The organism is Rhizorhabdus sp. P4_G6, assembly GCF_056401045.1.
This window is the reverse complement of the sequence record NZ_JBFUKC010000006.1, coordinates 162351-185181: the sequence shown is the minus strand read 5'-3', so window position 1 is coordinate 185181 and position 22831 is coordinate 162351. Positions and strand designations below refer to the sequence as shown.

At 64.7% G+C, this 22831-nt stretch carries 20 protein-coding genes; 9 read left to right on the top strand and 11 right to left on the bottom strand.

The window, feature by feature from the left end; all coding sequences use genetic code 11:
- Positions 1-10: 10 nt before the first annotated feature.
- From AC1DPF_RS09190 to AC1DPF_RS09175, 4 genes are read left to right on the top strand one after another with little or no spacing between them, the layout of a single operon-like run.
- Positions 11-646, top strand: a complete 636-nt coding sequence (locus tag AC1DPF_RS09190) for an urea amidolyase associated protein UAAP2 (protein WP_477872291.1) — start codon at positions 11-13, stop codon at positions 644-646.
- Positions 643-4239 (top strand): urea carboxylase, encoded by a 3597-nt coding sequence (gene uca / locus AC1DPF_RS09185; protein ID WP_477960860.1) that lies wholly within the window; start codon positions 643-645, stop codon positions 4237-4239. The genes AC1DPF_RS09190 and uca overlap by 4 nt, the downstream gene beginning before the upstream one ends.
- Positions 4236-6005, top strand: a complete 1770-nt coding sequence (gene atzF, locus AC1DPF_RS09180; RefSeq protein WP_477960858.1) for an allophanate hydrolase — start codon at positions 4236-4238, stop codon at positions 6003-6005. The genes uca and atzF overlap by 4 nt, the downstream gene beginning before the upstream one ends.
- A 47-nt stretch (positions 6006-6052) precedes the next feature.
- Complete coding sequence (locus AC1DPF_RS09175; RefSeq protein WP_477872297.1) at positions 6053-6949, top strand: Vgb family protein; 897 nt, start codon at positions 6053-6055, stop codon at positions 6947-6949.
- A 167-nt stretch (positions 6950-7116) separates the two neighbouring features.
- Here the strand turns inward: AC1DPF_RS09175 and AC1DPF_RS09170 are convergent, their stop codons facing one another.
- From AC1DPF_RS09170 to AC1DPF_RS09150, 5 genes are all read right to left on the bottom strand, one after another.
- Entirely contained in the window at positions 7117-7452 is a 336-nt protein-coding gene (locus AC1DPF_RS09170; RefSeq protein WP_477866941.1) for a UrcA family protein, read from the bottom strand.
- A gap of 103 nt (positions 7453-7555) precedes the next feature.
- A complete protein-coding gene (locus AC1DPF_RS09165) occupies positions 7556-7960 on the bottom strand; it encodes a hypothetical protein (RefSeq protein WP_477866939.1) in 405 nt (134 codons plus the stop codon).
- A gap of 14 nt (positions 7961-7974) precedes the next feature.
- Positions 7975-9546 (bottom strand): tetratricopeptide repeat-containing sulfotransferase family protein, encoded by a 1572-nt coding sequence (locus tag AC1DPF_RS09160; protein WP_477960855.1) that lies wholly within the window; start codon positions 9544-9546, stop codon positions 7975-7977.
- Positions 9543-10475: a sterol desaturase family protein gene (locus tag AC1DPF_RS09155; protein WP_477866935.1), complete on the bottom strand. Its 933-nt coding sequence runs from the start codon at positions 10473-10475 to the stop codon at positions 9543-9545. The genes AC1DPF_RS09160 and AC1DPF_RS09155 overlap by 4 nt, the downstream gene beginning before the upstream one ends.
- A gap of 87 nt (positions 10476-10562) precedes the next feature.
- Positions 10563-11504 carry a LysR family transcriptional regulator gene (locus AC1DPF_RS09150; RefSeq protein ID WP_477866933.1) on the bottom strand — a complete coding sequence of 314 codons (942 nt, stop codon included), beginning with the start codon at positions 11502-11504 and terminating at the stop codon, positions 10563-10565.
- A 141-nt stretch (positions 11505-11645) separates the two neighbouring features.
- On the opposite strand from AC1DPF_RS09150, the gene AC1DPF_RS09145 reads away from it, so the two are divergent.
- Entirely contained in the window at positions 11646-12653 is a 1008-nt protein-coding gene (locus tag AC1DPF_RS09145) for an isopenicillin N synthase family dioxygenase (RefSeq protein WP_477960853.1), read from the top strand.
- On the opposite strand, the gene AC1DPF_RS09140 is transcribed toward AC1DPF_RS09145, so the two are convergent.
- From AC1DPF_RS09140 to AC1DPF_RS09120, 5 genes are all read right to left on the bottom strand, one after another.
- The gene (locus AC1DPF_RS09140; protein ID WP_477960851.1) at positions 12648-13259 is read right to left on the bottom strand and encodes a hypothetical protein; all 612 of its coding nucleotides are present in this window, start codon (positions 13257-13259) and stop codon (positions 12648-12650) included. The two genes, AC1DPF_RS09145 and AC1DPF_RS09140, sit on opposite strands and share 6 nt — an antisense overlap.
- A gap of 67 nt (positions 13260-13326) precedes the next feature.
- Complete coding sequence (locus tag AC1DPF_RS09135) at positions 13327-14307, bottom strand: sterol desaturase family protein (RefSeq protein WP_477866927.1); 981 nt, start codon at positions 14305-14307, stop codon at positions 13327-13329.
- A complete protein-coding gene (locus AC1DPF_RS09130) occupies positions 14289-14522 on the bottom strand; it encodes a hypothetical protein (protein ID WP_477866995.1) in 234 nt (77 codons plus the stop codon). Before AC1DPF_RS09130 ends, AC1DPF_RS09135 begins: the two co-directional genes overlap by 19 nt.
- 93 nt (positions 14523-14615) lie before the next feature.
- A complete protein-coding gene (locus AC1DPF_RS09125; protein WP_477866925.1) occupies positions 14616-14924 on the bottom strand; it encodes a hypothetical protein in 309 nt (102 codons plus the stop codon).
- On the bottom strand, positions 14921-15115 hold the full coding sequence (locus AC1DPF_RS09120) for a hypothetical protein (protein ID WP_477866923.1): 195 nt from the start codon (positions 15113-15115) through the stop codon (positions 14921-14923). Before AC1DPF_RS09120 ends, AC1DPF_RS09125 begins: the two co-directional genes overlap by 4 nt.
- 88 nt (positions 15116-15203) lie before the next feature.
- On the opposite strand from AC1DPF_RS09120, the gene AC1DPF_RS09115 reads away from it, so the two are divergent.
- Positions 15204-15854, top strand: coding sequence for a S24 family peptidase (locus tag AC1DPF_RS09115; protein ID WP_477866921.1), 651 nt, complete (start codon positions 15204-15206; stop codon positions 15852-15854).
- Positions 15855-15866: 12 nt separating this feature from the next.
- Here AC1DPF_RS09115 and AC1DPF_RS09110 read toward each other — a convergent pair whose 3' ends face one another.
- A complete protein-coding gene (locus tag AC1DPF_RS09110) occupies positions 15867-16046 on the bottom strand; it encodes a hypothetical protein (RefSeq protein WP_477960849.1) in 180 nt (59 codons plus the stop codon).
- Between the two features lie 140 nt (positions 16047-16186).
- Here AC1DPF_RS09110 and AC1DPF_RS09105 point away from each other — a divergent pair, with 140 nt between their 5' ends.
- The 3 genes from AC1DPF_RS09105 (at position 16187) to AC1DPF_RS09095 (ending at position 22823) form a co-directional block, all read left to right on the top strand.
- Positions 16187-16450: a hypothetical protein gene (locus AC1DPF_RS09105; protein ID WP_477866917.1), complete on the top strand. Its 264-nt coding sequence runs from the start codon at positions 16187-16189 to the stop codon at positions 16448-16450.
- A 131-nt stretch (positions 16451-16581) separates the two neighbouring features.
- Entirely contained in the window at positions 16582-18645 is a 2064-nt protein-coding gene (locus AC1DPF_RS09100) for an autotransporter assembly complex protein TamA (protein ID WP_477960847.1), read from the top strand.
- Positions 18645-22823: a translocation/assembly module TamB domain-containing protein gene (locus AC1DPF_RS09095; protein WP_477960845.1), complete on the top strand. Its 4179-nt coding sequence runs from the start codon at positions 18645-18647 to the stop codon at positions 22821-22823. Before AC1DPF_RS09100 ends, AC1DPF_RS09095 begins: the two co-directional genes overlap by 1 nt.
- Positions 22824-22831 lie beyond the last annotated feature (8 nt).

The following is a 22831-nucleotide window of genomic DNA, read 5'->3' as shown; positions in this document are numbered from 1 at the left end:
AAAGGCTCGCATGAGCGCCGATATCCACCTTTCCGGACTTTCCGGCTCCGTTGTCCATGATGCGATCGTCCCCGCGCGCGCGCCGTGGCTGCACCATGTCGCGGCGGGCCAGACCCTTCGGATCGTCGATCTGGAGGGCAACCAGGCCGTCGATTTCCTTCTCTACTCCGCCGAGGACGATGCGGAACGCTACAGCGCGCAGGATACCGTCGCCGCGCAAGGAAATCTGTTCCTTCGCAAGGGGACCGTGCTGCGTTCGAACGAGGGGCGCCCGATGATGACCATCGCCACCACCACCGTCGAATATCACGACACCATCGGGGGGGCTTGCTCGTGCGAGTCCAACACGCTGCGCTACGGCCATCACACCAAGGCCGAGCACGCCTGTGTCGAGAACTTCCTCGAGGCGAACCTGCTGGAAGGCAGGGGCAAGCGCGACATCGTCTCCAACATCAACTTCTTCATGAACGTGCCGGTGGAGCCCGACGGATCGCTGGGCATCGTCGATGGAATATCCGCGCCCGGCCTGAGCGTTGACCTGCGTGCCGAGATGGACGTCATCGTCGTCGTCTCCAACTGCCCGCAGATCAACAATCCGTGCAACGGCTTTAATCCCACGCCTGTGCGCATGATCGTCGCCGCATGAGCTTCGATACCGTCCTGATAGCAAATCGCGGCGCGATCGCGACCCGCATCATCCGCACGCTGCGCCGGATGGGGCTGCGCTCGGTCGCCGTCTATTCGGAAGCCGACGAGGAATCGCTTCACGTTGCGATGGCCGACGAAGCTGTCTGCATCGGCGCCGCGCGCGCGTCGGAGAGCTATCTCAACATCGCCGCGATCCTCGATGCGGCCCGCGCGACCGGCGCCGGCGCCATCCACCCAGGCTACGGCTTCCTCGCCGAAAACGTCGAATTCGCCGAGGCCTGCGCGGCTGCGGGCATCATCTTCATCGGCCCCACGCCAGACAATATTCGCACCTTCGGCCTGAAGCACAGCGCCCGCGCGCTCGCCGCCGCGCACGCTGTCCCCCTCGCGCCGGGTACGGATCTGCTCATGGACGAGACGCAAGCCGTGCTCGCCGCGCGCGAGATCGGTTTCCCAGTGATCCTCAAGGCCACCGCCGGCGGCGGGGGCATCGGCATGCGCGTATGCGAGGACGAGGCCACGGTCCGCGAAGGCTTCTCCGTCGTGGCGCGCCAGGGCGAGAGCAACTTTGGCGACGCCGGTATCTTCCTCGAGCGCTACATTCGGCGTGCGCGGCATATCGAGGTGCAGCTATTCGGTGACGGTGAGGGACGGGTCATGCCGCTGGGCGAGCGGGACTGCTCGCTTCAGCGACGTAACCAGAAAGTGGTCGAGGAAGCGCCTGCGCCGTTGCTGCCGGAGGCAGTGCGCGGCGCCCTGATCGCAGCCGCGACCCGGCTGGGCGAAGCGGCGGCCTACCGGTCGGCCGGGACGGTCGAATTTCTCTACGATGCCGAGCGGGAAGAGTTCTTCTTCCTGGAGATGAACACCCGCCTTCAGGTCGAACACGGCGTCACCGAGGAAGTGATGGGCATCGACCTCGTCGAATGGATGATCCGCGGGGCCGCCGGGGACTTTGCCTTCCTCGATGGCGAGCCGCCCCGGCCGAGTGGGCATTCGGTGCAGGTCCGTCTTTATGCCGAAGATCCGGCGCTCGATTATCGGCCGACCTCGGGCACGCTGACCGCCGTGGACTTCCCGTCCGACATCCGGGCCGAGACCTGGTGCATGGCGGGCAGCACAGTCAGTTCCTGGTACGATCCGATGCTGGCGAAGCTGATCGTCCAAGCGTCCACCCGCGCCAATGCCGTCGCGGCGATGCAGGCAGCGCTCGACCGAAGCCGGGTGGATGGGATCGAAACCAATCTGCGCTGGCTTCGCGAAGTGGTGCGCTCACCGGCCTTCGTCGGCGGTGAGGTGTCGACCCGCGTCCTCGACAGCATCGCCTATCATCCGCGCAGCATCCGGGTGGTCAGCGGCGGTACGGCGACGACCGTGCAGGATTGGCCCGGTCGACAGCGGCTGTGGGCCGTCGGCGTTCCCCCCTCGGGTCCGATGGACGATCTGTCGTTCCGCCTCGGCAACCGCCTGGTGGGCAATCCCGAAGGCACCGCCGGGCTGGAGGTAATCCATACCGGACCGTCGCTGACCTTCACCGCGCCGGCGCGCATCTGCCTGACTGGCGCCGATTTCGGCGCGACGCTCGATGGCGTGGCGGCCCCGCGCGGCGTCGCCATCAATGTCGCAGCGGGCCAGACGCTCAGCCTCGGCCGGGTCACGGGCGGCGGCATACGGGGCTATATCATGTTCGCCGGCGGGCTCGACATCGCGCCCTATCTCGGCAGCCGCAGCACGTTCGAGCTCGGCCAGTTCGGTGGGCATGCCGCGCGCCGGCTGCTGGCCGGCGACACATTGCATCTGGCCGGCGAGGCGATCGGGGACCCTTTGCCCGAAGCGGCTCTGCCGGGATTCACGAACGAATGGACCTTGCGCGTGCTCTACGGTCCGCACGGGGCGCCCGATTTCTTCACCGACGAGGACATACACGAGATCGTGGCCGCCGAGTGGCAGGTCCACTATAACAGCAACCGCACCGGCGTCCGCCTCGTCGGCCCCAAGCCGCGATGGGCGCGCGCCGACGGCGGCGAAGCGGGCCTACACCCATCCAACATCCACGACAATCCCTACGCGATCGGCGCCGTCGACTTCACCGGCGACATGCCGATCATCCTCGGCCCCGATGGCCCTTCGCTGGGTGGCTTCGTCTGCCCGTTCGTGGTGATCGCCGCCGATCGCTGGATGATCGGACAGCTCGCGCCCGGCGACAAGCTGCGCTTCGCACCGGTCGACATCGGTGACGCGCGCGCGGCGGACCTGCGCCAGCGCGGGCTGATCACCTCCGGCACCACGCATGGGACGGGCCCGGCCCGATCGATCGGGACGCTCAGCCCGATTCTCGCCGACATCGCGGCAGGTTCGAACCGCCCGCGCACGGTCTATCGCCAGCAGGGCGACCGCAACATCCTCGTCGAATACGGCCCCATCGTGCTCGATATCGAACTGCGGATACGGGCGCACGCGCTGATGGTCGAACTCGAGCGGCTCGCCCCCGCCGGTATCGTCGACGTGGTTCCCGGCATTCGCTCGCTACAGTTGCATTTCGACGGCGAGACCATGGACCAGCGCGCCGCTTTGGCCATGCTGATGGCGGCTGAGGAACGGCTTGGCGATCTGGCCGATTTTGCCATCCCTTCGCGTATCGTCCATCTGCCGCTGAGCTGGCGCGATCCGGCGACGATCGAGACGATCCAGAAATATATGGGCGCCGTCCGTGACGACGCCCCGTGGTGCCCCGACAACATCGAATTCATCCGGCGGATAAACGGCCTCCCCGACGCGGCGGCGGTGGAGAACCTGATCTTCGAGGCGAACTATCTCGTTCTCGGCCTCGGCGACGTCTACCTCGGCGCGCCGGTGGCGACCCCGGTCGATCCCCGGCATCGGCTCGTCACCACCAAGTACAATCCCGCGCGCACCTGGACGCCGCCCAACGTCGTGGGGATCGGCGGGGCCTATATGTGCATCTACGGCATGGAAGGCCCGGGCGGTTACCAGCTGTTCGGCCGCACCATCCAGGTGTGGAACACCCACCGGCAGACCGATGCCTTTATCGAAGGCAAGCCCTGGCTGTTGCGCTTCTTCGATCAGATCCGCTTCTATCCGGTGAGCGCGGACGAACTCGTCGAATGGCGCCGGGATTTTCCGAGCGGCCGGCGCTCGATCAGAATCGAGCCGTCGGAGTTCCGCCTCGCCGATTATCGGGCCTTCCTTGCCGACAATGCGCAGGCAATCGCGGACTTCCAGGCGCTGCGGCAGACCGCCTTCGGCGAAGAACGCGCCGAATGGCAGCGAAGCGGCGAATTCGACCGCCTGTCCGATCTTGCCGAGGCGGAACAGCCTCAGTCGGGCGCCGTCGATGTTCCCGACGGGGCGGATCTGATCGAAGCACCCTTCGGCGGAGCCGTCTGGAAACTGCTGGTGGCAGCCGGAGATCAAGTCGAGGCCGGCGATACGATCGCGATCATCGAGGCGATGAAGATGGAATGCCCCGTGAAAAGCCCGGCTTCGGGGACCGTCGCGGCGCTCTATGTGCTGGAGCGGCAATCGCTGCAGCCAGGCGCGCCGATGATGGCGCTGAGGGGGCACGCATGACCGAGCTGACCCGCCGCAGCGCCTCGGCGATCGCAGATGCCGTCACCGCGGGAGGCGTCAGCGCCGTCGCTGTGATCGAAGAAACGATCGCGCGGCTGGTCCATTACGACACCGTCCAGCCGCAGATCTGGATTAGCCGGGCCACGCCGGAAGACCTGCTCGCCGCCGCGCGCGCCGTCGATGTGCGGGTGGCCGCCGGCGAAGTCCTGCCGCTGGCCGGAGTTCCTTTCGCCGCGAAGGACAATATCGACGTCGAGGGGCTCGATACGACCGCGGCCTGTTCTGCCTTCGCCTATCGCCCGGAAGCCTCGGCCACCGTCATCGCGCGGCTGACCGCCGCGGGGGCGATCTGCATCGGCAAGACCAATCTCGATCAGTTTGCCACGGGCCTGAACGGCACGCGAAGCCCCTACGGAAGCCCCAGGAATGCCTATAACCTGGAATATGTCAGCGGTGGATCGAGTTCGGGCTCTTCGGTCGCCGTGGCGGCCGGGTTGGTGGCTTTCGCGTTGGGAACCGATACCGCCGGCTCCGGCCGCGTTCCGGCCGCCTTTCAGCACCTGATCGGGTTCAAGCCCAGCAAGGGCCGATGGAGCAACCGGGGCCTGGTGCCGGCCTGCCGCACGCTCGACTGCATCACGGCCTTCACCAGCGACACCGCGGACGCACGTCTGGTCGATTACATCATAGCGGGTTTCGACGCGGCCGATCCCTATTCCAAACCGCGTGCCGACCGGCCGCTGGGCGGCAAGACGATCGGCGTCCCGCGCCGCGACCAGCGCGTGTTCTTCGGCGATGCGGAATCGGAATATCTCTACGACCGCGCGATCGAGACACTCTCAGGCCTCGGGGATATCGTCGAGATTGACTACGCGCCGCTCCAGGAAGCGGCGCAGTTGCTCTACAGCGGCCCTTGGGTTGCGGAGCGGGCTGCGGCCATGGCCGGGATCCTCGCCGACAATCCCGGTGCAGTCGACTCCACCGTCCGCGAGGTTGTCGAGCCGGGCCTTGCGATGAGCGCCGTCGAATTGTTCAACGGCATCTACCGCCTCGCGGAACTCAAGCGTCACGCCGATACGCTGTGGGAAACCATCGACCTGCTGGCTTTCCCGACGACCGGCACGACCTATCGCGTCGCGGAACTCAAGGCCGCGCCGATCGCGCTCAACAGCGCTTTCGGCTTCTACACCAATTTCGTGAACCTGCTGGATATGGCCGCCGTCGCGGTTCCCGCCGGCGTCCGCGCGAATGCGACCGGGTTCGGCATCACCCTGATTGGTCCCGCCGACAGCGACGTCGCGCTCCTCGACGCAGCCGACATCTATCTTTCGGCCGCGGATGTTCCGTCGCCGCCACCGCTCGACCTGGAGGGTAAGATGCAAACCGTGAAACTGGCCGTTGTCGGCGCTCATCTGAAGGACATGCCGCTCCACTGGCAGCTGACCTCGCGCGACGCGAAGTTCATCGGCGCTTTCGAGACCGCCCCGAGCTATCGCCTTTACGCCATCGCCGATAGCGTGCCGCCCAAGCCCGCGCTGGCGCACAGCCAGGATGGCGCAGCGATCAAGGTCGAGATTTACGAGTTGGGCGTCGCCGAGTTCGGCAGCTTCGTCGTGGAAGTGCCCGCACCGCTGGCCATCGGCACGGTGACGCTCGCCGATGGCAGCAGCGTCAAGGGCTTCGTCGCCGAACCGCGCGCTCTGAACGGTGCCGAGGACATCACGCAACTGGGCGGCTGGCGCGCCTACATAGCGCAGCGCGCCTGACCTACGCAGCGAAAGGGCATTTGATGCAACCGATTGGGAGATTGGTCATGGCAGTGGCGGCGGGATGTGCTGCGGCTTCGGCGGCGCATGCGGAGCAGGTCATCAACGTGCCTGGGTTCGCGGACTTCCTGGCAGTCGATGGAGACAGCGTCTGGGCGACGAATGATGGCAGGGTCGAGCGCTGGTCCCGGCAAGGCAAGCTCGCCGAGGTCGCCATGACGAAGCCCTGCGGCGCTATGGCGATATCCGCCGGTGCGCTTTGGGTGGCCGATTGCAAGGAAGGCGCGCTCGTCCGGATCGACACGCAGACCGCGCAGAAGGTCGCCGCGATCCCCACCGGCATCGCCAATCCTGAAGGCGAACTCAACGTGGTCGCCGGCGCGGGATCGATCTGGGTCGCCAGCGACAACAAGGGCATCCTGTCCCGTATCGATCCGGCCACGAACCAGGTAATAGCTCTGATTCCGGTTAATCCCGGCGCTCATTATCTGGCCTTCGGATTCGATTCGGTCTGGGCTGTCAGCAGCGAGAGCCGCTCGATCCAGCGCATTGACCCTGCAAGCGACACAGTCGTCAAGACCACCGCGCTCGGCAAGCAGCCGGGTTTTCTCGCTGCCGGCGAGGGGGCTGTCTGGGTTCAGGAACAAGGCGACGGAACGGTGGCCCGCATCGATCCGCTAAGCGGGGACGTGACCGGCCGTGCCAAGGTCGGCCCGGTGCTGAAATGGGGCGACATCGACACCGGCGGTGGCATGGTGTGGCTGCGAACTACTGAGGATCAGACCTTCGTCGTGATCAATCCGAAATCGCTGGCGATATTGGCGCGTGTGGGCAAGGCCGAAGGCAGCGGAGCGCTGCGCTTCACCGATTCAGGGCTATGGACCTCGGCGCATGACGTGCACACGCTGACCTGGTGGCCCGAGCCCGCGAAGCTGGCGGAATGACCCTTCCGTGGCCAGATACGAGGCCGCGGAACGAGGTTGCAAGCTTAGACCTTGATCGGATCCGGCTGAATCAGACTGATCCGTGAATCAAGGTCTAAACCATTGACAGAGCACGATTCACGCTTTCGGTGGAAGCGCCATGCGCTTCCTCCTCACACGATCAGGCTCTAGCGCGCGGAGGCCAGTCGGACCGGCGACTTGGTGGCAGCGCTGGCGGAGCGAGCTTCGACCTGGGCGCGCACGTCGGCGACTACTGCAGCGCGGCATTCCTGCGCCTTGGCTTCGAGAGCCAGGTGCACGCTGGCCATGCGATCGCCGCACACGGTGCGGGCGGCCTGATCCATTCGGATCGCCAGGCGCTGCTGACCATCGGCGGTAGAGAGGTCGAGCCCCGCGAGATTCAGCGTTGCCTTATCCTGGGCGAAGGGGTTCGCGGTGTTGGATCCGGCAGAAGCCGAGGTCGCGAAAGCGAGCGCGGCGAGCGCCGCGAGGCCGATTCTCATAATCATCTCCTGTACATCGAACGAGCGCCGCTCTTCGACGGCTGCCGATCACATAGAACCGTGAGATGAAATTTTCAATACAAGACCAAAAATCGTAACTTTATTACTTGTCGCCGCCGTGGTTATTACTTGCACTGACGATCAGCATTGCAAGATCCTCGTCATGGCCGAGCAGACCGATCGGCAGATCGGCTTCGGCGGAGGCGCTTTCACGGGCCTGTTCGTTGACGACGGAGACGGTGATGGTCCGTGCGTAGGGTTCGGACCATTGGCGTATGAGACCGAGCGGCAGGCTGGCGCGCCACTTGCGCGCTCCCTGAACGGAAACCGCATGGCCGTTGACCGTCACGGCTGAGGCCGCATCGGCCCGGCTTCCCGTCACCAGCAGGCAACTTTCCGCGCCGCATGACACCAGCCGCGCCTTGGGAGCTGTAGCAGCCGAGACCGGTGAAGCAAAAGCAACGGCTAGCACAATCCCGAGTCCAAACGCTTTGGCTGAAAAGGACATGGTAGACGCTTCCTTCATTCGATGTGGATGCCAGATTGCTCGAAGAAGCGCCGGACGGGCTCCAGAACCGCCTCGTGCCGCTTCCATCGCGCGACCGAGTCACGATAGATCGGTCTACGGACCTGTGCGGCGCTGGGGGTCGAGACCGGTGCAGCGCTGGTGTGGAACGACAGGCAGTCGTCCGACCATGAGAGTCCGCAATGGGCCAGCAGCCGGCGCGTCTCGCCTTCCTGGTCCGCAACCAGATCCTCGTAGCTCACCTCGATCATCTGACCAGGCAGGGCTTCGCGCCATTGGGCGATCAACCGGTCGAACCGGACATAATAGGCTGCGATGTCGAGAAGGTCGTAGCTGTAGTCATAGTAACGCGAGGACACCGCGAAGAGGTTGCGGAAGTTGCTGAGCACCGTGTCCATCGGGCTGCGCCGCAGGCAGACGATCCGCGCCGCGGGCAACGCTTGCGCGATGAACCCGGCGTATAGGAAGTTGCCCGGGAATTTGTCGGTGAAGCGCAGGCTGGGATCGCGCCGGTGATGGCGTGCCCGCTCCAGGAAGTCCCGCCCGATCGCGCCCATGTCGGCCTGGGCGGCAGCAGCGATCGTCTCGGGATCCATGACCGTGGAGGTGCGCGTGCCGGCGGCCTTCTTGACCGCGAGCGGCATGGCCTGCAACTCGCCGGCACTCTCCACGGTCGGATGCGAGGAGAGGATGCGGTCGACCAGTGTCGTGCCGGTGCGCGGCATACCGATGATGAAGATCGGCGCGTCGGTCGGCACGCCGCTCGCCGCCTGAGGTAGCGGCCATGCGGCCTCCACGGCATCGAACACCGCGGCGTCGCGCGCAAAAGCATAGGGCAGCGTAGCGCGGTGCTCGGCATTCGCAGCGCAAAGTGCGTCCAGCGCTTCGGCAGGCTGGCCCAGGTCTTCCAGTTCCTTCATGAGCGCATAGCCCAGAAGCAGCCGGTCGCGGCCGTCCTGCGCGCGGGCCCGGGTCCTGGTCAGCCGCGCGACATGATTGTGGGCAGGCGTCTGCTTGCGCAGGCTTGCGAGAAGGTGGTGCGCGCGCGCGTTGTCCGGAGCGAGCGCCAGCAGGGCTTCAAGCGCGGCTTCGGCATCATCGGCATGGCCCAGGAAATTGAAGGTCGCCGCCTGGTTGTAGCGATACTCGATATTGCCTGGCTCCCGCCGCACCGCCTCGGTGAAGTGGGCCAGAGCGGCGACATGGTCGCCGAGGCGGGCATAGACGCAGCCCATGGTATCAAGGCTGAACGCGTCGCTCGGCAGTGCCTGCTCGGCTTCGCGTAAGGTCGCCGCGGCTTCGCCGTCCTGCCGCACGATTATGTACAGCTTGGAGAGCTGCGCGCGATATTCACCCTGCGGGTCGAGCGCCACCGCCCGACCGAGATGCTCGATTCCGGCGCGGATCCGGCCGGCGTTCGATTCGGCGATTCCAAGGAGGAAGTGGCCCTCGGCGTCGTTGGTGTTCGCGGCGATCAGCGTCTGGGCGAAGCGGTGCGCGGTGCCCAGGTCGCCCTTGGCCAGGGCACGCCGCGCCGCTTCCACCCGCGAGGCGCGCATTCCTGTCATGCCGTCGCCGCTGGCTCGCTCTGGTCGTTCGCGGCGAGTTCGCCGCTGTTTCGCGTGCCCGCCTTGCGTGCCCGGTACCTGTCGATCATCGGCCGGAAGGGGAACAAGGTCTGCTCCCAGATCGACAGTCGCCTGCGATCGTCCTGGCCGACAAGCACGCCCTCACCTTCCTTGTAGGTGCCAAAGATTCGGTCGAGCAGGATCAGCGAGTTACCGTAATTGCAGCGCGTGCTCGGATAGTCGGTCGAGTGGTGCAGGCTGTGGTGACGGATCGTCGTAAACAAGAACGAATACCAGATCGGCGGATCGGACCGGACGTTGGCGTGTGCGAAGACCGAGATCACGCCCAATATGTTGATGGCGGCGAACAGGGCCTTCTCGTTGAAGTCGAACAGCGCGAGGACACTGAGGCTGATCAGGAACAGCTCGATCGGGTTGCCGACCGCGCCCTTCGCCGCGTTGAGCTGGGTGATGTGGTGGTGCGGAGCGTGGGTCAGCCAGAACGGCGTCCAGTTGTGCATCAACCGGTGCATCCAATACTGGCCGAATTCGAGCAGGAAGATCGCCAGCATGACCTGCACCAGCCACGGCATCTGCATGACCCAATCGGTCTTGATCCCGAGCTCGGTCTTGGCGATCTTGAGCGGATCATCGGCAAGCTTTTCGGTAAGCCATACGATAATCGTGGCGCTGAGGATCGAATAATAGAGATCGGTGAAGAACTCCTGCTTGTTCATCCGCCAGCCGGCATGCCGTTCGTTGACCAGTTCGAGCAGGAGCACGGCGATGACGATCAACGGTGACGTGACGGTGAGCGCCCAGGGATGATCGACCAGAGCCTTCGGCCCATAAGCCCAGAAGACCAGAACCATCGCGATCATCGCGGGGGGGATCAGGTTGAAGACCCGATCTTTGATGCTCTTCTGCATGTCGCGGCTCCGATCAGTGTCTCCACACTGCGCTGCGCCGCGTCATGAAGGCAGAGCGAAAATCCTGATGAAAGGCATAGATTGATATTATGACCGTGGCTGCGCGCGGATCCGTCGGACGACTTCCTCCCAGAAAAGCTGGGTCGCGGTATCCCGCGCCTGCTCATATCGTGCGAGGAGGAAGATGTCGTAGGCGGGCTCGAAATCGGCGTGGAGCATCGGCCAAAGCTTCCCGCTGGCAACCTCATTTGCGGCGGCCTCGATCGGCAGGAAGCCGATGCCGACACCCTGGACGATGAGACGTCGCGCTTCGTTGATGTCCTCGGCCAGTCCGCTGACGATCGTGCCCAGACGATAGCGCCTGCGCAGATGCGTGATCGTCTCGATCTCGTCATCGCCGGTGAGCACGAAACCCTGATCCTTGAGTTCGCCCAGCCGGGTCACGCGGTAGCCGAAGTACGGATTGCTGCGCGAACAATAGAGCTGCTGGCGCTCGATCAGCAAAGGCTCGTACATCAGGCTTCCGCGGACGCTGCTGTCATAGCCGACCCCAATCTCGACTTCGCCCTGCTCCAGCGCGTCGAGGAGCTGGCGCCAGGGCGAAACCCGGATCTCTATGTGGATGGCAGGGTTGCGCCGATGGAAGCTCGCGATTGCCTCGTCGAACTCTGACGACACCAGGCCCGACACGATCTGGATCCGGACGATGCCCTCGACCCGCTTGGTCGCCTGTGCGATCACGTGCGGCATCATCCTGGCCGATTCCAGCATGTCTTCGCACAAAGCCATCATTGCCCTGCCGGCAGCCGTCACCTCGACGCCGGTGGCGGTGCGGTGGAGCAGCGCGGCTCCGACATGATCTTCGAGGCGCTTGAGCGCTGCGCTGATGCTCGGCTGCTGTCGATTGAGCTGGCGCGCCGCCGCGCCGATGCCGCCGGCGCGGACGATGTCCACAAAGGTCCGCATCAGGTTCCAGTCAACCCGGCTGGCAAATTTCCTGTCGATCAGCGGCGTCCGATCGCTGCTCATGCGCGTGCTGTCCCTTCGAAGGCATCGCCGGCCCTTGCGCATGATAGCGCGGGCCGCAAACGCTCATAGATCAAATCGATGGAGATCATAAGATCGCCATATCTATCGCTATGCCCAGAGCGATCTAAGCGGAATGCGATCATGACACAGCCGCACATCCTGCCTCTGATCGACATCTCCGGGTTGGCGAGCGAACGGCTCGACGATCGGCTTTTCGTCGCTCGGCAGCTCGATCGGGCCTGCGCCGAGGTGGGATTTCTCTATGTCGCCGGTGCGCAATTGGACGGCGCCCCGTTCCGCAGGCTCGTCGCGCGCGCCAAGGCCTATTTTGCTCTCGACCCCGACATCAAGATGAAGAGCTATATCGGCAAATCCGAGAACCATAGTGGCTATGTCCCCGTGGGGGAGGAGAAGCTTGGAGCCGGCGAACGCGACCTCAAGGAGGCCTTCGACGTCAACTGCGACTATCGGCGCAGCGACGGGCGACGACCGCTGCTGGGCCCGAACCTATGGCCCGAAATGCCCGGATTTCGCGAGGACGTTGAGGCCTACTACCGGCATGTCACAGCCATTGGACACCAGCTGTTCCGTGCTTTCGCTCTGGCCCTGGGCCTCGACGAAGACCATTTCGACGCGCATCTGCGGCATCCGCCAAGCCAGCTCCGGCTGATTCACTATCCGTTCGATGCGACCGCCGAGGATCGGCCTGGCATCGGTGCGCATACCGACTATGAATGCTTCACTCTGCTGTTCGCGACCGCTCCGGGCCTTCAGATCGTCAACAAGCAGGGCCAATGGATCGACGTTCCGTTGGTCGACGACACGATGATCCTGAACATAGGCGACATGATGGAGATCCTCTCCAACGGCCGCTATGTCGCGACGCGGCATCGCGTGAAGAAGGTTGGGCAAGAACGCTATTCCTTCGCGCTCTTCCACGCGTGCGATTATGATTATGTCGTGGCGCCCGTGGTGCGCGGGGAAGCCCCTCGTTATGTGCCGCTGAAAGGTGGCGAGCACCTGTTCAACCAGACGGCGCAAACCTTCGCTTACCTGAAGCGCAGGATCGCGAGCGGGGAACTTGTCCTGAGCGACGCCTTGCCGCTGGATTCCTTCGGGATGGGAAGCGCCGCAAATGGAGCGCTATGAGTCCATCAATCTCCTTTTGAACAGCGACTTGACCAGCCTGCCTTCGAGGATCCGTCCGACGACATAAAGAGCGGCGAAGATTGCCGCAAAGACATAGGCGGACGTCGGTTTCAGTTTGTCCTCCTCCTCCTTCTTTTTGTCCTTCTTGTCCTTTTTTGGTTTATCGGGTGCGGGCGCGCCCAGAAACTTGTCTATCGGGTTTTGCGGCAGCACCTTGTCTTTCTTTTGGTCCTTCTTTTTCGAATCCTCCTTGGCCGACGGTTCCTCGAACTTGCCGACGGCGAAGGTCAAACCGGCGAAACTCAGGAACAAGAGCGGTGCCAGAAAGCAGAACAGCAACGTCCGGCTAGTCAGCCGATAGCGTAAAACACGTCCCGCCGAGCCTTCTTCGATCTGCAGGACGCCACCGTCGAAAACGGACATCTTGTCCTGCGCCGGCTGATTCTTCTTGCGAAAGCGAAGTGTATCGCGCGTCCGTTCATAGCTAGTCCCGCTCTCGCGGAACAGCGGGTCGAGCCTTCGGAACGCATCATCGGTCGACTGCCCGATCGGGAGCGCCAGGCTGCCCTTGATGTTCCAGATCCAGTCGGCAAAGCGGATGTTCACGCAATCTCCCTTGCGGAGAGTTTCTGGCGGGTCGGCGGGGCGAGGTGTGCGAGCGGGAGCAGGACGGTCACTCGGCGGGCACCGCCACGGACCGGCCGTAGCCTTCCTTGAGCGCCTTCCAGCCTTCGGTGAAGGGATAGGTCATCTGCTCGCGGATCGACATGCGGCGCCCGCCCTCCATGCCCAGCAATTCCGCTTCGCCGTCAATGCAGGTGCCGAACATGCGATCGATGATGATCCAGCTATTGGAGTAGTTGCTGCGCGTGGACTCGTAATCCTGCGAATGGTGCAGGCTGTGATGTTCGGTGGTGTTAAACAGGAAGCGCCACCAGCGCGGCGAGTTGAAGCGGACGTTGATGTGCTGATAGCTGCCGACCGCCAGGCCGATGGTGCCGGCGAGCATGGCTGCGCGGGGCAGGAAATCGAAGAAGCCGCCTATGCCCAGCCCGATGAGGAAGAGCTCAAGCGGGTTGCCGACCGCGCCCTTGTTGATGTTGAGCTGGGTGATGTAGTGGTGCACCGAATGCGGCAGCCACAACGGGTACCAGTTATGCATCCCGCGATGCATCCAATATTGCCCGAAATCGAAGGTGAACGAGATCAGGAAGGCCTGCAGCAGGAGCGGCAGGCCCGTGAACCAAGCAAGCTTTTCCCAGTCAAAAGAGTGTTGGACCGCCTCGATGACGGCGTCGCTGCCGATATAATGTTCTATCAGGTTGAGGATCGTATAGCCCAGCCCGACATAGAACAGGTCGGTCACCAGTTCCTTCCAAGTCAGGCGCCAGCTTTCATACCGCGGATTGACCCATTCGAGCCCCAGTAGCAGTACCCTGAAGCCGATGCCGATGCCGATGCCGGTCGATGCCTTGGCGATCGAGTTGGGCGCGTAATACCAGAACAGGATCAGCGCGAAGAGCGCCGTGGGCTGGAACCAGGTGAATATGAACTGCTTCAGCGGGCCGCCTTGCACCCGTGGGATGTTTTCCCAGCCCACCGTGACTGGCGCGTCCACACCTATCACCCTTCTGCCTACGCGAACTCCGTCCATATGCGGTCCCCGAAATTGCCGGCTTCGCCCTCTGGGAGCATGTCAGATGCCAAGTGTCGAATGGCCTCCGCAGCCCATCGAAAGCGGTCGGTCGAGCATCGCCAACGCGTGCCAATCACGCCAGAGGCCAATATGGTATATGCCTCATAGATCCCATCTATGCCGTGCCGCATCAGCTCGATGCCCAGCTTGGCCATGGTCATGGTCATGGTCATGTCGCTGATCGCCTTTTCGCCGCCTGCGGTTCTTCATCCTCCTTCAGGCATGTCGGGATCGACGATCGACCGTTACGGTCCGGGACGACAATCCTAGCTCGCAATTGTCATGGCATCGAGCCGGACCAGGGCTTCTCCATCGTTGCGTTCAATGTCCGATATGCGGATTTCTGCGACCATGTGGCCCGGTATCGCGAAATCCGGTGCTCCGATCTCTTCGCGCAACGCATCGAGCGCATCGTCGACGCGCAGCCCACTAAGGCTCAGCTCGATCCGGTGGCGGCCGCCGTCGAAGGTCAGGCTTTGCCATGGATCGCTTTCGCTCCGCCGCAGCGCAGTGGTGGCGAGCGCGGCGCACCGGCGGTCGATCCGGCTGGTGATCGCCTTGATGGGATCGCTCATCCTGCGCCGTTCAGCCGCTGCCTGGTGGACGCCAAATAGGCGCTGACCCGCTGGATGGTCCCATCGCGGGGTTCGCGGCCGCGGCGGAGCGACGCGACGAAGCCGGGATCGCCCATCGCCTCCCGGCCGAAACGCGAGGCGGGAACGCCGCTTTCGCGCAGATAGCGTTCGATCGTCGACAGCAAATGCATGATCAAATTCCTTGCGACTCATTTGTTCGCTATATGTTCTAACTCATTTCCTACTTGTCTAGGAAAAATCCTATCGATAATGGAGGATATGGCCGATGACATCCGCACCGCGCTTGATGATCTGATCCGCCACAGCGGCGAGGATTACAGCGCCATATCTCGTCTGCTCGGCCGCAATCCCGCCTATATCCAGCAGTTCATCAAGCGTGGCACGCCACGCAAGCTGGCCGAGGAGGACCGGCTCAAGCTTGCGGCCTATTTCCGCGTGCCGGAGGAGCAGCTCGGCGGCCGCCCAGGACGAGCACCCGCCCTGGCCGCCGATCTGGTGGCGGTGCCGCGGATCGAGATCGGGGCGTCGGCGGGGCCCGGCGGTATCGCCGAGATCGAGGAGAGCGGCGCTCCCATGGGATTTGACGGAGCGCTGCTTCGGAGCCTCGGCGTGCGTCGGGCCGGAATGCTGTCGATCATCCGGGTCGCGGGAGACTCGATGGAGCCCACGCTGCGCAACGGCGATGACATATTGGTCGATCGCTCGGCAACGACTGTCCGATCGGGCGCGATCTATGTGCTGCGGCTCGACGACATGTTGATGGTCAAGCGACTGGTCAAGGACGCTGGCCGCGAGCTGCCATTCGTCATCCGCAGCGACAACTCCGCCCATGCCGACATCGAGGGCTATGATCCTGCGACGGTGCGGGTAATCGGCCGCGTCCTGTGGTGCGGCCGGCGCGTGGTCTAGGCCAGCGCGCCCCTAGCGACCGCGTCGATCCAACAGATACAGCGCCAGGGCGATTGCTGTCCCGACGCCCGTACCGATCACCGTACCGAGAGAAGGTTGGCCGATGCTCGCGCCGCCGATCGCGCCGACGAGAACCGTTAAGGCTATGATTGCTCCGCCTGCGCGCGAAGCGTTGCCGCTGTGCTGTTCCATCTCTGCCCCATGCCATGACTGCCAGCTTTGCGCCAGCGCGCGTCCCGCCTGTGCCACGCCGGGACCGATCGTCCCGCGGCGGGACTTGGTAAACCTTCTGTCGACCATCGCAGCCCAGCTTTCGCGGGATTTCCGATTTTGTGGCACGCAGCTTGAGTGGTGAGGGGCAACTATCGTCGGGGGCTGATCGCTTGGAAGAATTATTCTACATCGCAAATCGTACCAGCATCGATCAGGCGCAGGACCTGCTCCAGCAATATGGAATGCTGGCGATGGACGAGGCTGCGGCTCGCAGTCGTCATTATCGTGAGCTCGGAAACGCGATTCGGTTTTGCGAATGGCGGCAGATCGAGCGTTTTCTAATTCTGCTCAGTCAGGATGTGCCGGTCGGTACCGTTCACTAAACGGGAGCGGCTGGTCACCGCCGGGGAGGCTCGGCCCCGGCTCCACGCCGCTGGTCGCGCCCCGCCTTCGCATGGCCGTTGCTTGTCACTAGCCTCTGGCGGGCGGTGCGCCCTGTCGCTAGGGTTGGCGCATGAGTGCAGCCCGCACGTCGCTCCGTGCTCCTTCGATCATATTAGGCGCAATCCTGTGCGTGTCGGCGCCGATATCGGTGCGCGCCCAGTCGCGGCCTGAGCAGGGAAACCAGCCTCAGCCGGAGACGCAGCCGCAATCGCAGCCACAGCAGCTCCCGGCGGCCGGCAGCGAAGCGGCGCTGCCTGCACTTGACCCATCGACCGAGATGGCACCGATGCCGGGGATGGAAGTCGGCTGGCCGGAGGCCGACCTGGCCGTGCCGTCGCCCGTCGCCAACGCTCCTGGCGCCAGCCCGGTTGCGGCGCAGACCGGTGATGCGCCGACCGAGCGGCGCTATCGTGTAGCGATCGACGGGCTTTCCGGGCCTGAAGGCATCGCGGTCGAGAGCGAGGCGGCCATACGAAGCCGCTTCAAGCTGCTGTCCGCGCTGGAGGAGGGCAGGGGCAGCGGCAACACGGCACAGATCGACCGGCGTGCGCGGCAGGACGAGGCGCTGCTGATTCAGCTGATGCGTGCGGCCGGCTATTATGATGCGGACATCAATACGCGGATCGAGGATGAGAATGGCGGACGGCTTCTCGTTACCCTGCTTGTCGAACCCGGCGCGCTCTACACGCTCTCCGCTATCGACCTCCCGGGACTGGAGCAGGCCGGCGACAAAATCGAACATATGCGCGACGCCTTTGCCCTGAAGACCGGACAACCGGCGGATTCGGACAAGATCGCGGCCGGACAGGCGGCGCTGAAGGCGGAGCTTGGCCGCGAGGGCTTCGTCTTCGCGAAGGTCGGCGATCCTCGGCTGACGGTCGATCATGATGAACATGGGGTGGCGCTCACCGTGCCCGTGGAGCCGGGCTTCGTCCAACGGATCGGCCGCATCACGATAGAGGGCAAGCGGCTGTTCAGCGCGAAGCACCTTGGCCGGATCGCGCGCTTCCGCTCGGGCGATATCTACGATGCCGCCAAGATGGAGGATTTCCGCCGCGCCCTCATCCAGACGAGCCTTGTTTCCTCGGTCACGATCAAGCCGATCCCGACCGCCGACCCGCATGTCGTCAATGTGTCGGTGAAACTCGAGCCGGCGCCGCCGCGCACCATATCGGGGGCGATCGGCTACGGCACCGGCGAAGGCTATCGGCTGGAGGCGAGCTGGCAGCATCGCAACCTGATCCGGCCCGAAGGGGCCGTCACGTTCCGCGGCGTGCTCGGCACGCAGGAGCAGTCGTTCGGGGCGATCCTGCGGCGCAACAACTACAAGGCGCGTGACCGGGTGCTCACCGGCCAGCTGCTGTTCAGCCATCTCGACGAAACAGCCTTCGAAGCGCGCAGCGTCACGCTCGCCGCCGGCCTGGAGCGCCAGACCAATATCATCTGGCAGAAGAAATGGACCTGGTCCTATGGCGGCGAGATCACCGCCTCCAAGGAAGACGACACCGTCAAGGCGACCGGCGCGCCGCGGCGGCGGAGTTACCTGACCGGGGCGCTGCCCTCCAGCCTGTCCTATGACGGATCCGATGACTTGTTGAATCCGAGCCGGGGCTATCGCCTCGCCGCGCGGGTTTCGCCCGAGCTGTCGCTGCAGGGCAGCGCCTTCGGCTATGTGAAGGCGCAGATCGACGGCAGCAGCTATTTGCCGATTGGCGGCCGCACGGTGATTGCCGGCCGGGTGCGGTTCGGCTCGATCATCGGGGCGTCGGCGGAACGGATTGCGCCGACGCGGCGCTTCTACGCGGGCGGCGGCGGATCGGTGCGTGGCTATGGCTACCAGAAGATCGGCCCCATCGATGTCAACGGCGATCCCGCCGGCGGCCGCAGCCTTGCCGAATTCTCGATCGAAGCGCGGATCCGGTTCGGGGATTTCGGGGTGGTGCCGTTTCTCGACGGCGGCAACCTCTACGCCGCGCGGCTGCCCACCTTCCGGAACATGCGCTTCGGCACCGGGCTCGGCGTTCGCTATTATACCAGTTTCGGGCCGATCCGTGTCGACGTCGGCACGCCGATCAACAGGCGAAGCGGCGATTCGCGGGTCGCGGTCTATGTCTCGCTTGGCCAGGCCTTCTGATGGCGCAAGATGTCACCACGATGGAGCAGCGGGTGGTCGCCTGGCGGGGGCAGCATCCGATCCTGCGCGCGATGGCGATCGGGCTTCTGTCGATCCTGCTGCTGCTCTCGGCGGCGGTGTGGATGCTCGACAGTGGACCCGGGCACCGGCTGATCATCGACCGGATCAGCGCGCTCAGGCCCTCGTCAGGCTTGCGCATCCGGATCGGGCGGATCGACGGATCGATCTGGAACAAGGCGACGCTGCGCGATCTGCGCCTGTACGATAGCGCCGGCCTGTTTCTGGAAGCGCCCGAGATCGACCTCGACTGGAGGCCGGCGGCGTGGGTGGCGAACAAGCTGTGGATCCGCAGCGCCGACTCCGACTTGATGATCCTGCACAGGCTGCCGAAGCTCACGCCTTCGCCCAAGAAGGGACCGCTCCTGCCGGGTTTCGACGTCCATGTCGGACGGCTCGGGATCGACCGCCTGCGTCTCGAGGCTCCGGTGGCGGGCCGCCGGTTGACCGCGCGCATCGATGCCAGCGCGGACATCGCCAAGGGCCGTGCGCTGCTGAAGCTGAACTCCGCATCCAGTGCGGGCGACCGGCTCGCGCTCCAACTCGATTCGGAGCCGGACAATGACCGCTTCGACATCGATGCGAAGCTGATCGGTCCGGCGGAAGGCGTCATCGCGGGGGCTACGGGCTGGAAACAACCTGTCGACGGGGTGATCTCCGGTGCGGGGAGCTGGACGGGCTGGAAGGGGCGGGCCACGCTCGATGTCGGCAACATCAGGCTCGTCGAGCTCAGGCTCGCCGCCAACAGCGGAAAATATGCGCTCGACGGCACCTTGGCGCCGAGCAGCTTCCTCAAGGGAAAGCTTCAGCGGCTGAGCGCCCCCACGATCAGGATCGACGGCACGGCGACGCTGGCGGACCGGCGCCTGGCGGGATCGATGGCAGTCAAGACTCCGTCGCTCGAGGTGGTGAGTTCGGGCACGCTCGACCTGGCGAGCAGCGCCTTCGATGGCGTGGTGATCGATGCCCGCCTGCTCAAACCGCCAGCGCTGTTCCCCAACATGACCGGGCGCGACCTGCGGCTCCACGCCACCTTCGATGGCCCCTTCGCTTCCGCAGCCTTCGGCTATGCGCTTACCGCAGATCATGTCGCGTTCGATACTACCGGCTTTGACGGGGTGCGGGCGGACGGCAAGGGCCATCTGTCGGAATCGCCGGTGAAGCTGCCGGTGAAGCTGACGGCGCGGCGCGTTACCGGGATTGGCGATGTCGCTGGGGGCATCCTCGGCAATCTCAAGGTCGATGGCCTGTTGCTCGTCACCGCGACAACGGTCAGCGGCGACGGATTGAAGCTGAGTTCGGACAAGCTCGGCGGCAAGCTCTCGGTCAATCTCGACCTGAGGACCGGGCAATATGATGTTGCCCTGGAAGGAAAATTACTGCGTTACTTCATTCCGGGCATCGGCATCGTCGATGTCAATTCGGAGCTGAAGGTCGTGCCCGGTGCTGGTGGCCGCGGGACGATGGTGGCGGGTCGTGGACGCGCATGGGTGCGCCGGTTTGACAACGGTTTCCTGCGCTCGATGGCCGGCGGCCTGCCGAGGATCGATACGCGGCTGCGACGTGGCTCCGATGGCGTGCTGCATTTCGATGGGCTGGTCCTGACAGGTCCCGAAATCCGGATCTCGGGCAATGGCTATCGCCGCCGTGACGGGACATTCTACTTCAAGGGCAGCGGCACCCAGGCGCGCTACGGCGCGCTGCAACTCACCCTCGATGGTAATATCAGCCGGCCGAAGGTCGACCTGTTATTTGCATCGCCGCTGCCCGCGCTCGGCCTGGCCGATGTATCAGTCAAGCTGATGCCCACGCCGCAGGGGTTCGCCTACACCGCTTCTGGTGGTTCGCAGCTGGGCGCTTGGGGGAGCAACGGCCTGATCCTTCTGCCGTCAGGACAACCCGCGACTATCGCCGTGGCAGAGGTTGCCGTCAGTGGCGCCAAGGGTGGTGGCAGCTTGCGCTCCGATCCGGGCGGATTCACCGGCCGGATCGATCTCGCCGGTGGCAGCGTCACCGGGCCGCTGCTGTTCTCTATCGAACGCGGGCTGCAGAAGATCGAGGCGCATCTTCGGGCGCAGCGCGCCAGCTTTGCCGGCCCGACCCCCTTCACGGTCGGGCGGGGCCGGCTCGACGGTGCGATGCTGCTCGATCCGGCGGGCATCCAGGGCAGGGGCACGATCGCTGTGCTCGGCGCGACCGTGAACGGAATTACCCTCGGGCGGGGTCGGGCCGAGATCAGCATGACCGGCGGCAGCGGCAGCATCACCGCCAATCTGGCGGGGTCGCGGGGGCGCGGCTTTCAGCTCACCAGCGTCGCCCGCTTCACGCCGGATAGCCTGATGTTGACGGCGGAGGGCGCAATCGACCGCCGCCCGATCCGCATCGAATCTCCTGCGGTATTCCGGCGCGAGGGCGATGGCTGGCGGCTCGATCCGGCAATGTTGAGCTTTGCCGGCGGCAAGGCGACGGTCGCCGGCCGGTTCGGGGGCGCTGCCAACGAACTGAAGGCCGGAATCCAGTCCATGCCTTTGTCGGTGCTCGACATCTTTTTTCCCCAGCTCAGCCTGTCCGGTATCGCCACCGGAGACGTCGACTATCGGATCGAGCGCGGCGCCCGCAGGCCGACCGGCCGCGCCAATCTGAAGATCGCGGGCTTGTCGCGATCGGGGCTGGTGCTGACCTCGCGTCCGGCCGATGTCGCCGTCGCCGCGGTGTTGACCGACAGCGTGGCTGCGGCCCGGGCGGTGGTGTCGAGCGGTGGCAAGGTGATCGGGCGAGGTCAGGTCCGGATCGCCGGCCTGCCGGGCACCGGAACCCTGCCGGAACGGCTGCGCAGCGGCAGTCTCTTTGCCCAGATCCGCTATGGCGGGCCGGCCGACACGTTGTGGCGGCTGATCGGCATAGAGACGATCGACATTTCGGGTCCGGTCGCGATCGGCGCCGATATCAGCGGCACGGGTGCGAACCCGCTGATCCGCGGCTCGCTGCAGTCGAGTCAGGCGCGTCTCGAAAGCGCTATCTCGGGAACGGTGATCACCAACATCGCCGCGTCGGGCCGATTCGATGGATCGCGGCTGCTGATCGACAAGCTCGGCGGACAGACGAAGGGCGGCGGCACGGTCAGCGGCCGAGCTGCCTTTGATTTCGCTGGCGGCAAGGGCATCGGCATGGACGTCGCGATCGACGCGCAAAATGCCCAGCTGCTCAATCGCGATGACATCGGCGCCTCGGTCACCGGCCCGCTGACGATCAGGTCCGACGGTAATGGCGGTACGATCGCGGGCGACGTCCGGCTGGTGCGCGGCCGTTTCCAGCTGGGCCGGGCTGCGGCGGTCGCGACGATCCCGCAGTTCGAAACCATCGAACTGAACCGCCCCGACGACGAAGGCGTGATCGTCCGGCGGGCACCGTGGCGCCTGGCCATCAAGCTCGACGCGCGCAATCAGCTGGCGGTCACCGGGCTTGGCCTCGACAGCGAATGGCGCGGCAAGCTCGATCTCGGCGGCACGATCGACAGTCCGGCGATCAACGGCCGCGTCGACCTGGTTCGCGGGGGGTATGAGTTCGCGGGCCGGCGCTTCGATCTCGATCGCGGTTCTATTCGCTTCCTCGGCGAAACGCCGCCGGATCCCTTGCTCGACATTACCGCCAAGGCGAATCTCAACGGCGTAAGCGCGACGATCACCGTGTCGGGCACGGGGCAGCGGCCGGAGATCAATTTTTCGAGCATTCCGGCGCTACCGGAAGACGAGTTGCTCTCGCGGCTGCTGTTCGGGACATCGATCACCAATCTCTCGGCGCCGGAGGCGCTGCAACTCGCGGCGGCAGTGGGATCGCTGCGCGGTGGGGGCGGGGGACTCAACCCGATCAATGCGGTGCGCCGTGCTGCCGGCCTCGATCGGCTGCGCATCCTGCCTGCAGATCCGACGATCGGCGCCGGCACAGCAGTGGCCGCCGGAAAATATATCGGGCGGCGTACCTATGTGGAGGTGATCAGCGACGGGCAGGGTTATTCGGCGACGCGCGTCGAGTTTCAGATCACGCGCTGGCTGTCTCTGCTGTCGAGCATTTCGACGATCGGTCGCCAAAGTGCCAGCGTGAAGGTATCGAAGGATTATTGAGTCCGGTT